This is a genomic window from Pedobacter sp. 05L430, assembly GCF_056397585.1.
In genome coordinates this window covers 1-13,091 of record NZ_JBFTNT010000208.1, presented here as the reverse complement: position 1 = coordinate 13,091, position 13,091 = coordinate 1, and the positions used below count along the sequence as shown (strand labels likewise).

General features: G+C 38.8%; 7 protein-coding genes. 1 reads left to right on the top strand and 6 read right to left on the bottom strand.

Annotated elements, in window-relative coordinates; genetic code table 11:
* Positions 1 to 238: 238 nt before the first annotated feature.
* Positions 239 to 568, top strand: coding sequence for a DUF3276 family protein (locus tag AC1DG9_RS20000; protein ID WP_048906949.1), 330 nt, complete (start codon positions 239 to 241; stop codon positions 566 to 568).
* Between the two features lie 79 nt (positions 569 to 647).
* Here the strand turns inward: AC1DG9_RS20000 and AC1DG9_RS19995 are convergent, their stop codons facing one another.
* The 6 genes from AC1DG9_RS19995 to AC1DG9_RS19970 all read right to left on the bottom strand — a co-directional run.
* Entirely contained in the window at positions 648 to 2,066 is a 1,419-nt protein-coding gene (locus AC1DG9_RS19995; RefSeq protein WP_477635113.1) for a DUF1501 domain-containing protein, read from the bottom strand.
* A 37-nt stretch (positions 2,067 to 2,103) separates the two neighbouring features.
* Complete coding sequence (locus AC1DG9_RS19990; RefSeq protein WP_337716473.1) at positions 2,104 to 4,470, bottom strand: DUF1549 domain-containing protein; 2,367 nt, start codon at positions 4,468 to 4,470, stop codon at positions 2,104 to 2,106.
* A 142-nt stretch (positions 4,471 to 4,612) separates the two neighbouring features.
* Positions 4,613 to 7,138, bottom strand: coding sequence for a family 20 glycosylhydrolase (locus tag AC1DG9_RS19985; protein ID WP_477635112.1), 2,526 nt, complete (start codon positions 7,136 to 7,138; stop codon positions 4,613 to 4,615).
* 12 nt (positions 7,139 to 7,150) lie between these two features.
* A complete protein-coding gene (locus tag AC1DG9_RS19980) occupies positions 7,151 to 7,645 on the bottom strand; it encodes a hypothetical protein (RefSeq protein ID WP_477635111.1) in 495 nt (164 codons plus the stop codon).
* Positions 7,646 to 7,757: 112 nt separating this feature from the next.
* Positions 7,758 to 9,548, bottom strand: coding sequence for a RagB/SusD family nutrient uptake outer membrane protein (locus AC1DG9_RS19975; RefSeq protein ID WP_337716469.1), 1,791 nt, complete (start codon positions 9,546 to 9,548; stop codon positions 7,758 to 7,760).
* 20 nt (positions 9,549 to 9,568) lie between these two features.
* A partial coding sequence (locus AC1DG9_RS19970; RefSeq protein WP_477635110.1) for a SusC/RagA family TonB-linked outer membrane protein occupies positions 9,569 to 13,091 on the bottom strand: 3,523 nt, incomplete at its 5' end.

The following is a 13,091-nucleotide window of genomic DNA, read 5'->3' as shown; positions in this document are numbered from 1 at the left end:
TCTTATTGCTCACCGGATTTCTACTATAAAAAATGCTGATAAAATTCTGGTTCTTGATGATGGTCAAATCATTGAGCAGGGTACTCATAACGAGTTATTGCAAAAAGGTGGCGCATATGCAGAAATGTATCAGAACCAATTACTTGAAGAAGAAAGTCAATCTGTGTAATTTCTATTTTGAACTTTAGTAATTATTCCTTTATATTTACCCGAACCAAAACCAAGAGCTATAGCAACCATGGGAGAATTTGACAACAAAGAGAGAGAAGAGGTTTTTTCAAAGAAAGTAAGAGCTGGTAAAAGAACTTATTTTTTCGACGTAAAAGCAACAAGATCAGGAGATTACTACTTAACCTTAACCGAAAGTAAAAAAAGACTGGAAGATGGTGTTTTTGTAAAACACAAAATCTTTTTATACAAAGAGGATTTCGAGAAATTTGCTGAAGGATTAAATGAAACTGTTGATTATATTAAAAGTCATCAGGAAGTGGTAGAAAAACGTTATGAATACTCTGAGAACCACGAAGGTGCTGGAACAAGGGTTCAAAACGACGACTTTTCATTTTAACAAAATAATAGAAAAACGCCCTGTTTGCAATAAACAAACAGGGCGTTTTTTATTCGGTTAACTTCTGAACCGATGAATTTCAGGAAAACAGATCCATTACGGGCTTACCTAACCCGTCGGGCGTAGTATAAAACGGCCTTTTTTCGACTAAATAATTAGTATCTGGAGCAATGCCAAGCGCATGATAAATGCTTTGATGGATTTGATCTATAACTATAGGATTTTCTATCGTTTTACATGGTCTTTCGTCTGCTGTTTTGCCATATACGCTTCCCTTTTTTATACCTCCACCAAACATTAGCATTGAACAGCCATCTGTAAAATGACGGTGCATACCGTAGTTTTTTATATCCTGTATAATATCAGGCTGCTCTACCTGCTCCTGTACTTTTGCATCAGGACGCCCTTCAACCATCATGTCTCTGCTAAATTCGCTTGCTAAAATAACCAGGGTTCTATCTAATCGTCCGCTCTTCTCTAAATCTTTAATTAACTGCGCTACAGGGCCGTCTATTTGCTTCTTCATATCTATCAGGCGAGTATAACCATTGTCGTGGGTATCCCAGCCTTTAAATGGCTCATATTCGGTAGTTACACTAATAAAACGGGCACCTTGCTCTGTAAGTCGACGAGCCATAAGGCAGCCTAGTCCAAACTTTCCTGTATTGTAGATATCATATATTTCTTTGGGCTCCTGGCTCAGGTCAAAAGCTTTGGCCTCGGGAGATTTTAAGAGGATATACGCTTGCTCCATGGATCTTTTTAAGGATTCCTTTTGATAATCACTGCCATATTCACCCATTGGACTTTTACTGATGAGATCATAATACAGTTTGTTTCGTTTTTCAAATCTGCTTGAGGACATGCCAACTGGTGGCTGCACACTTTCTAATCCGGCAGAAGGGTCGGGTATTAGAAACGGACCAAATTCATTACCTAAAAACCCCGCAGTATGAAAAGCTTTCAGTTCTTCTGCCTCACCAAGGGTAAACCGTTGTCCTATATCTATAAAAGCAGGAATTACCGGATTTAATGGGCCTAACTCTTTTGCGATCCAAGACCCAAGATGAGGGGCCGAAACGGATTGCGGGGGTTTATAGCAGGTATGCCAATGATATTGATGGCGCGAATGTAATATATGTCCCATATCTGCAGCTACATACGATCGGATCAATGTTCCTTTATCCATTACATTTCCAATAGATTGCAATCCTTCAGAAAAATTAATCCMATCTAAAATGGTAGGTACAGATTTAAAGGTGCTCAATACACTATTAGCCTGCATGCCTTTGGAAAAGGGCGTATATTTCTTTGGATCAAAAGTATCGGTGTGAGCCATCCCTCCTGCCATCCATAATAAAATAACAGTATCTGCAGTTGCATGGTTACTTTTTGAATTGCATGAGGACAGCAAATTGGTAAGAGGAATGCCAGCAGCCATAGCAGCTAAAGTTGCTGCGCTTGTATTCTTCAAAAAATCTCGTCTATTCCAATTCATCTTTTTAAGATTATAATTAATTTAAGCATAATTCGGGTTAATAGATTATTTGAAATTCGGGCAGCAGTACCATCGCCCAGAATAAATCCTGAATAGCATCAACACCAGGAGATTTGCCAAGAGCCTGTTTGGCTATTTTAATTTCCTTCTCAACCGGCTCCCTACCTAAAGTTTTTAAGTAAATATCTTTAATAAGCAAATCGGTATTTTTGTAATTTGCTTTCCAATGCTCGGCACCAATTTTAAGCACAGAATTAAACCTCCAGCCATTGGTAAGTTCAAGGGCTTGCAGCAAATTGGCTTGTGAATCTCGGCTGGTAGCTACTGTTTCTCTGTTTGGTCTGCCTAAGGCCGTAAGGAAACTATTGTTGGCCACCAAAGAAGCCCGAATAAAGGATGGTCTAATTTGAGGGTTATATTTGATGTTTGAATCAACAAAAACAGGAGTTATAACACTGCTTACAGCATCAGTAAACTGCTCGGCCGACATTCTTTTACGTACCATTCCTTTAAACTTATAATTCGGGTTACTAACCTGAGCTACCTCTTTAAAGCCTACTGACGGCAGTTGATAAGTATTGGATGTGGTAATCTGATAAATCAGCTCTTTTAAATCAGCCTTGCTGGCAACAAAATTAAATGCCATCCAATCTAGTAAATCCTGACTCCATGGCTCATTGTCCATAACATCAACTGGTTCAACCAAACCACGTCCCATAAGTTGCGACCAAATCCGGTTTACGATAGTACGATAAAGTCGTCCGTCTTCAGGTTTAATTAAATTTTCGGCTAGCTGTTTCCTTTTCTCCTTAACGGGGGCTTTGTTGTCTATAGTACCAAGTTCTTTCCAAAGCATCCTTGCATCTACATATTTTCCGGTTGGTTTATCACAACGATTAATTTCCAGCGTTGTATCTGCAAAAATATTTGCGAAAGCATAGGCATCATCCAGCTTTAAATCGCTGATAAAACTATTGTGACAAGAAGCGCATTTCAGATTAAGACCTAAAAATACCTGCGAAACATTTTGAGCCGCCTGCATTTCTGTTCTTTGACTGGCATTGACAACTCCACGCCATTTTATACCTTCTATAAACCCTTTTGACTCTTCGGAAGGGCTAATTAATTCTTTTACAAACTGATCATAAGGTTTATTCGTTTTTAATGATTTGAACAACCAATCAGTAATGTTGAAACGACCTCCTGTAATATATCCGGTTCCTGAATAATCGTTTCTTAAAGCATCATTCCAGAAACTTAGCCAATGCAAAGCATAATCGTTATCAAGACTCAGTAATTTTTTAACCCACAAGGCTCTTTTATCTGGTCTTGCATCTTTTGAAAATGATTCCAAATCGGCCGGGCCAGGTAATAGACCAATGATATCAAGATAAATCCTCCTTAAATAAGTACGGTCATCAACTAATGAGGGCCATTTAATCTTATTTTTAGCAAAATACTGGTTAGTCCATAAATCAACAGGATTAGATAAATTATTTGAGGGAGCAGGAAGAACAGGATTACGCGGTTCAAGTTTTGCTACTCTAAAAACGTTTTGCTTTGTGCCATCATCTGGCCATGGGGCTCCTTTTTCTATCCAAAAACGGACTATTTCAATATCCTTTTCAGCCAGCTTTTTCCCTTTAGAAGGCATTACATCTTTATGATCTGCAGGTAAAGAAATACGCTTAAATATTTCACTTTCCTGAGGATTACCAGGCACAATAACAGGCCCATTCTCGCCACCTTTAAAAGCTACGTGTTTCCCATCAAGCCTCAAATCTCCTTTTACTTTGTCTGAGCCATGGCACTTATAACAATTATGTGCAAGTATAGCTCTTACCTCAGTGTTTAATTCTACTTCCTGCTTTTTTGTAAGCTTAGCTGTATCACCCTTTAATGCAACAAGCCTAAAATTATCTGAGCCCTTTGTTTCATAATCCTTGCTCCATGGCAATGTGCTGGACAGGAAATCGCTTCCATGCGTTAAATTAGCTCCAAAGTGGCCGGCTACAGAAACACCAATTGCTGTCGAAAATAATAAACCCCGATAAACTTTAACTTGCTTAAACTTATCTTTTTTGCGGATTTGATAAAGAAAAAAAAGCGTTAAAACACCAAGCGCTGCAGTTGCAAATCCTATCCATTGGTGCAACGTTAAAACATCGCCGCTATAATCACCATCCTGATACAGTAACCACCCCAAAGCTGCAGATATTATAGCGCCAAGTGATCCCGCAATAAGGAGGGCATCAATACCTGAACGTAGTTTTGAATTAAAGTTTTTTAAAGTGAATAGCTCCAGTATAGCAGCAAATAAAAGCAGCGCCACAGGAAAATGGACTGCCAAAGGATGCAGATGGCCTAAAAAATCCCAAAGCCAGAATGCTATGTGCTGTAACATAATTAGATTTTATATTTGGTTTCAAAAAAATGAATTTTTCAAAAGGCAGAATAGTTATTCTGCCTTTTGAAAAATCTCATAACTTGAATAAATATCTAATTATAATCATTAACAAGCAACCTGTACTGTCTTGTCTTTCCTATTAATTTTGCACTTTAACCGAACGGCCGAATTTGCCTTCGCTATTAAACACTTTTAATTGTATTATTCCTTTTGTATCAATAGCTGATTTGTAGATAGTACTATTTATTGTTGGCTCTGTTCCATCTGTAGTATACCGAATTACAAACCCTGGCAATTGTAAATTTGCACTCACCCGCCCGCTTTCTATTGATACCCCAGGGGTTGGAATACGGTAATTATAACCACCTGAATAATGATTTAACCTTGGTATTTCTCTTTTGCCAATAATATTCACAAATTCAGACCAGTCCTTATTATACAATACTTTACTTTTTAAGGTATCTTTTTCAATTGCCCATTCGGGATTTTTTGCCCAAGCTCTTTCAGCTACACCAAATAACTTTGGCAAAAGCATATACTCAAATCTTTCAGGGGTTTTAATGATTTCACTCCACAAAGGCGATTGTATGCCCACAATGTTTGATTTTCCAAATTCAGTAAGCGTAGTTTTCCCCTCTAATTTCTTTTTATCAATAGGGTTACCACTTTCATCTTCCTTCAAATTTTTAAACAGTTCATAAGGAACAAAATAATAAGGTTTCTCTACATCAACATAACCACCCCAATACTGGCCGGTTTCGTTAAAACTTTTGTTGGTTGCCAGATCCAGATAAAGGTTTGTAACACACGTTAGTACAACTTTATATCCTTCATTGGCTAATTTATAGGCAAGATCCTCATTACCACTTAAGTTATTCCATACATCGGYGTGGAAATTCTCATTAGCAAAACGATCATCAAGCACCATCTTCTTTTCTCCATTTACCAGTGCTTTTCGTAGTCCTATTTCTTCCCAGCCCGACAAATACAACTGCTTTGCCTTAAGCATATTATTGACTTTGCTGAAATAGTAATGCCACATTTCATCTACCCCTTTAATTGAAGTATCGGTTTTTAACAAGTTTGCAACAGCAGGAGATTTTTCCCATACTCCAGCCGGGACTTCATCACCACCAAAATGTATTGTTGCCAGTGGAGCATTGGCTTCTGTGTACATAATGCGTATTTCATCGACCACTTTTTCAAGAAAGTTGTACGCTGATGGTAGCGCCACATTAATTACATTATCATTCCATCCCTGAACCGATTCATATATTGATTTATCATTCAAATCTCGCAACAGATACTGTCCGGCTTCTTCCTTTTTACCTGCTTTCATTAATCTTTCGTACCTGGCATCCATAGACTTAATGGCGGCTCTTGCATGGCCGGGGGTTTCAATCTCAGGTATCACGCGGATATGCCTTGCAGTAGCATATTTAAGGATTTCAATAAAATCGGAGCGTGTATAAAATCCGCTTCCGGAATTCACACCTATTTCAGATCCAGATCCGTACGATGGGAGAATATTCTTACTGTCATCAATCGTATGACCACGTTGCGAGCCAATTGTTGTAAGTTCAGGCAAGCCTTGAATCTCCAATCGCCATCCTTCATCATCATTTAAATGGAAGTGAAGCACGTTCATTTTATAAAGTGCCATCACGTCCAAAACTTTCAGCACCTCCTTTTTAGCTTGAAAATTTCGTCCTACGTCCATCATGAATCCCCTGAATCCAAACCGGGGAGCGTCCTCAATTTCGACTGCAGGTACTGCAATTTCCTTTTGGATAGCTCCCCAAGATGTGGAAGGGAATAAAGTCTTTAAAGATTGTATACCATAAAATGCGCCTGCCGGTTCGGCAGCTGTAACAACTATACTTTCTGGTGTAACGCTTAGTCTATAGGACTCACTACCGCTTATGTTTCCTTTTTTAATTACAATAATGTTTTTAACAGGCGACTGAACAAAAGAAGGTCTTTTACCGAGTATAGCCGATAATTCATCGGCAAATAGATTGGCCTCATTATCAAACTCAATTTCAGTTATTATCGAAACTTCTGGGGTCAATTTAAATGCCCCCTCTTGTTCTTTATAAGATACAGGAGTTGGAAAAACTTTGGGCAGTTTATCTAGAGGAATATCCTGTATAGATTTGTTCCGGCTAAATACTTGAGCCGCCACCTCAGCCTCTACTTTTTCAACCTGCTGAGTCGGATTTATATCTGTATGCTTGATATTATATCCTTTAGAAGGGGTTTTGTCCCACACCAGATAAAAACCTGATGAGAGGTCAGTAATATTTTTTACCTCCGTTGAAAGCACTTTGATCTTTTTTGATGCACCAGATTTTAAAGCCGCAAAACCTTTTAAGGGATACAAACGAAATAAGTCTCCATTTATATGTTTTATTCCGGCACTAAGACTGTCGATACCGGTAACTTGCATAGGTCTGGAGTTAAAATAAATGCTCCAGCCTCCGGCAGGTAATGTTTGTTTGCCATTATTAGTAATTGTTAGTACTGATAAGGTTTTATCATCAATATTGTTCAAGACCTCCCTTGTAATGTGGAGGTCACTAATCTTAAACGGCGATGCCGATTGTGCATAAGCATTTATTAAACCACTAAAAAGTAGTGCAATTAGAATACAGAATTTCTTCATTTTGTTTGATAACTAAACGCGTATGTATATTTTCCTTTTATCGAGTATATAGCCTACCAGCCAGCAGGTGAGCATAAAACAAATTGCAAAAAGCAATGAACCAACAATAGGAAATACCGGATTCAGGCATATTGCTATTAATATCAACAGGCCACCGGCAAGTAATAGTTTCGAAATTGTTTCAAATCCTTTTCCTTTTTCCTGTATGAATTTACCAGCAAAATATCCGATAATCACGTTCACACAAGAAGGTATGGTGCTCAATATCCCTTCAGGATCAAAAGCTATACCTTCGCCATGGTACATATGCTTATCTCCCAGCACATATAGATCAAGATATTGGCCAGCATTTCCCGTCATACTAAACGGATCCGCCGCATCCCCAAATAACAATAAGGCCACCCAATAGCCAATCAAAAACAATAAGCTGATAATGATTACGCTTCTGGTGCTCAGGTAATGGATTAGCAACGATGCAATACCATAACAAAGCGCTATTCGCTGCAAAACACCTAAAATTCGCGTATTTGCTATGGGCGAGAAACTAATGCCTCCACCTTCGTTGTAACTAAAAAAAGGAAACCAATAGGTTGGTTCATTGTTTTAGGTTATGTTCAGATTAATTATATCCTGGGTTCTGTTTTAAAACCGGCGCACCATTAGATTGGCTTAAGTCTATCTGGCGCTGTGGTATTGGGTAATAATTATTCTTGCCCTTAACAAACTTACCGTTCCTCACGTCAGACGTAATTTTTCCCTGATAGCTAAAATAGGCATTTAATTCCTGATCGGCTATACCCCATCGCACCAAATCAAAGAATCGGTGACCTTCCATTGCCAGCTCTATTTTCCTTTCATAATAGATCGCTCTTAAGGCATAGTCTTTACCTTGACTTGTGAAGTTTCCTGCCGGATATTCATTGATTTTGTAATTGGCTGCCGGTTCATCAGAGAATCCGGCAGAAGGGTCTTCATCATCTTTATATTTAAAAAGCCAGCTTTCATGATCCGCGGCTCTTGCCCTAACCCTGTTTACGTATTCCTGAGCTTTACCTAAACTTCCAATTTGTGCCTCACATTCGGCAGCCATTAAAAGTACATCCGCAAAACGGATAATTGAATAGTTAACAGCCGTTCCCGGTGCCCAGGTGCCCTGGTCTCCATCGCTATCTGCATTTTCACTCCAATAAACGTTCTTTTTTGGTCCATATGGACCGCCATAACTTTGATCTCTTGCCCATGGTTTACCAGGGTAAATTCCCCAGTCGTGATAAGGTATGCCGCGACGACCGGCAGTCCAATCCAAACGTGGATCAAGTGTTCCTTCATCTGGCGTGAAATTTTGGCCAGCCTCTACTCCCATATCTGTTTTTACAGGGAAACTATTAAAGTTTGTTAAATATGGTAATCCTGTAGCGGGGTTTGTTCTAAAATGGTTTACCAAATCTATTGAAGGCTGGAAAAATCCGCAGCAGCTAAAAGGGCTTCCATCCCCATAAGGGAAATTAAGCATGTCGCCATTGTTGGCATTTGAAGGTCCTGTTGGATCTGCGTTTGCAGCCATTTGGATCACAAAAACTGCTTCCGGATTATTTTCTCTGCTTGGCAACCAGTTGTCTTCAAAATTTTTATTCAGATCATATTTTAGGCCTGAGCTGGTTTGACCTTGTGTAATAACCGCATCAAATACTGGTTTGGCCAGGTCATATTTATACTGGTACAAGTAAGCCTTGGCAAGATATGCACCCGCTGCCCATTTATTTGCCCTCCCTATTTCAGATTGAGCTGGAAGTAAATTTTCATAAGCATACTTCAGATCATCAGTAATTTGCGGCCATATATCCACATTGTTAGGTTGATTAAAGTTAGTTGTGGTTTCATCAATCCAGGGAACCATATTCCACATCTTTTTTAATTCGAAATAATAGTGACCACGTAAAAAACGTGCCTGGGCGCCAATACTTTTACGCTCTGCTTCGCTCAGATCTGTAGCTTTTGCCATCAGCTTTAAAACATTATTTGTACGTGTAACACCTTCATATAGTGCTTTCCATTTGCCATCATAAAAAGCATTGGTTGCTCCTGAGTAAAAATTGGCAATTGGATCAATAGCCGGCTGATCTGCACCGTCGCTTCCTTTAGAAGCGTCACCACCTACCACAGAGCCAAAAACCCAGTTCGTAGGAGAGGCTTGCCAGGCATCGCCCCCACCCAATGCAACATCGCCACCTTGCATACCATCTAAAGCGGCATAAGCGCCAATTAGCAGTCCATTTACACCATTTTTGTTAGCAACAAGCTCTTCTGATAATGAGCCAAGAGGTGGCTGTATTAAAGCCTTTTTACAAGAATAAAATAGTTGTCCTGTAAATAACAGCACAGCTAGTAATATATATGTTGATCTTTTCATTTCCTTAAACCGTTAGGTAATTAAAACTGTAAATTTAAACCCAGTAAAAAAGTCCGTTGACTTGGATAAGAACCGTCATCAACCCCGTAGGCTGTTTGCTGTCCTGTTTCACTTGAGGTTCCAACTTCCGGATCTACTCCTGAATATTTTGTTACTGTGAACAAATTGGCCGCAGAGATATAAACCCTTAGCCTGTTAACACCCAGCTTTTGAAGCTTATTTGCAGCGAGTGTATAACCAATTTGCACGTTTTTAAGTCTCAGGTAAGATCCTTTTTCTACGAAATAAGAATTAGGGACACTGTTTGTGCTAAAAGATTGGGTTGTTTCCTGTATTGGTGCCTTTGCATTCTGATGCGAGGGTGTCCATGAGTCATAAAGAGCTGTGTGGCTTTTTGCTCCGCCAAAAGAAGGCACAAAATCTGTCCACCATTTTACCTGATTCCAAATTGAATTGCCTTGAACACCATAAAAGAAAGCACTAAAGTCGAAGTTTTTAAAACTAGCACCCAGATTAAGCCCGTAACTGAAATCCGGATTTGCATTACCTAAAAAGGTTCTGTCATCGGCCGTAATCATTCCGTCGCCATTTACATCTGCGTATTTAAACCTGCCGACTTTAACATCATCCTGATAAACAGTATTTGGATCACCAGTAACAGCTTGAGCTTTTGTATTTGCAGCTTCAATTTCATTGTCTGAATTCCAGAATCCCGCTATTTTATAACCAAAGAATTCACTAACCGAGTGTCCTACAGCATTACGAATAATACGACTACCATCAAATCTTCTTGAATCTACATCGTAATAATCTACATCTCCAGATACTTTTTTTATCTCATTACGGTAGGTGGTAATTGTAGCCGTCGCATTAAGTTTAAGATCGCTTCCTACATCTTTATGTCCTGTTAACGAAATATCGAACCCATCATTTTTCATTTGAGCTATGTTAACAAATGGCACAGTAGCAGCACCAACAGTTCCAATCATTTCTGGATTGTACAAAAGATCACGAACATTTTTCTGGTAATAATCAGCAGAGATCTCTATACCGCCACCAAATAATGTTGCATCAAAACCAAAGTTTGAGTTTACATTTTTCTCCCATTTTGCATCCGGATTTCCGGTTTGGTTTTGAAAGAATCCTGCAACTACAGCATTTCCGCCACCTATTGCATAATAAGACTGGCCAATTGAACTGCCAAATGTTGTAAAGGAGTTGGCACCGGAAACATTTACCTGGTTACCCATAATACCCCAGCCACCTCTTATTTTTAGATCCGTAATCCATTTCACATCGGATAAAAAACTTTCTTTTGAGATCCTCCAGGCACCACTTACTGCAGGAAAAACTCCATATGTGTTTTTCAGGAATTTAGATGAACCATCTCTACGGATAGTAGCTCCGATAAGATATTTGTCATTAAATGCATAATCAACACGCCCTATTAGTGAGAACAAAGCATCAGCAGTTCTTTCACTAACAGTTTCCATTGGGCCGCTACCATTCGAAAGGTTTGTATAATCGGGATCAAATGAGAAATAACCTTTGTTACTTCCACTCATGGTGCTATACCGGTTCTTGTTGTACTCAGTTCCTACCAATACCTTTAAACTATGCAGGTTAAAAGTTTTGTTAAATGATAAGGTATTTGTCCAGGTGTATTCTAATCCAGTATTTGAAGATTCGGCATAACTGTTACTAGTTGTATTCTCTGCATTTTCATATTGAGGAAAAACAAATGATCTTGATGCACCTGAAAATGAATCGGCACCAAATGCAGTTCTAAGTGTTAAAAAAGGCAAAATATCTGCTTCTGCAAAGATATTTCCAAATAACCTGTTGTCTGTTGCCTTATTATCTTTAGTACGATACAGCATGGCTACCGGATTATAGGCATCGCCTAATTTCCCACCATAACCACCTGCGAAATTCCCCATAATATCATATACAGGGATAATAGGTTGCTCTCTAAAAGCATGCCCTATAGCATTGTCACCACTAAGCCCGTCTATTTTAGGATTATTTGTAATGGTATAAGCTAAGTTCTCTCCAACCCTGACATATTTTCCAATGTTATATTGAGTATTAGAACGCACTGTATATCTTTTTAGATAAGTTCTATCCAATGTTCCTTTCTGATTGAAATAATTTGCAGAGAAAAGATAACTCCCCTGATCTGAACCGCCACTTACAGAGATGTTCTGACTGGTTATTGGTGCCGGGTTAAATATTTCATCATACCAGTTCGTTCCTGCTTTGTTTGCTCTATTAATTCTGTAAAAGTTATTATACTCTTCATCAGAAGTAAATAACGGTTTTACATTATATAAGGATGGGTTTACAGATGGATCTCCCTCTTTAGCCCCTAGTGGATAGATATAATCGGGCAATACATAGGTTGGACCATTTCCATATAGTGGATCATCAAATTCAGTTTCTCCAGTATTTGCTTCAGCAAGTCTTTTCAGATTTGCCATCTCCTGTGGCGACAAAATATTCCAAACGTTTCCTGTTTTAGGTCGCTGTGTACCATAATAAGCATCATATTGTACCTTTACTTTATCCTTACCTTTTTTAGTACTGATTACAATAACTCCATTTGCCGCACGTGATCCGTATATTGAAGCTGATCCTGCATCTTTTAACACCTGCATCGATTCTATATCATTCGGATTAATATCGGCTACATTGAGCGTTGGAACACCATCAACCACGTAAAGTGGGTTGTTATTGCCAAAAGTATTTACTCCCCTGATACGCACCTGAGGCTCTTCTCCAGGTTGTCCGGAACCCAAAATGGTAACCCCAGAGGCCTGTCCTTGCAACAGATTATTTATGGATGGGCTGGGTTGTTTAATCATGTCGGCAACATTCACCACAGAAACGGCCCCGGTAAGGTCCTTTTTCTTTTGTGTTGAGTATCCCAGAACAACAACTTCACCTAATGAAGTTTCTTCTTCGATAAGCTGAACATTTAAAGTGCTCTGGCCATTAACCGGAACTTCTTTTGACGTAAAACCGATATAAGAAAAAACCAAAACAGCATTAGCATCAGGCACACTAATGGCAAAATTTCCATTTATATCTGTAATAGTAGCTGTTGTAGTACCTTTTACTTTTACACTTACCCCGGGTAATGTTTCTCCTTTTGTTGAAGTTACCTTACCTTTGACTGGAACAGGGGGCTTATTGGTATTTGGCTCATTAGTCTTCTTAGACATATCTTTATCGTACAGAATAATTCTGTTATCAATTACCTTATAGAAGATACTTAGTGGATTTAATGTCTCGTCAAGGATATCTCCAAGCCGTTTTTTGGTATAGTTTGCTGATGTTTTTCGCTCAGACTTAATTACCGATGGACTATAAATAAATTTAACTTTTGTTTGGTTTTGAATTTCATTTAATATCTCGGTTACCTTAGCATCATTAATGCTGATGGAAATTTCTTTATTCAATATTCCCTGAGCGCCAGCATTTTTTGCCGCTGCGCCACATGTGAATAGAACTACAAGAAATATTTGGGCTATAGATATCCTC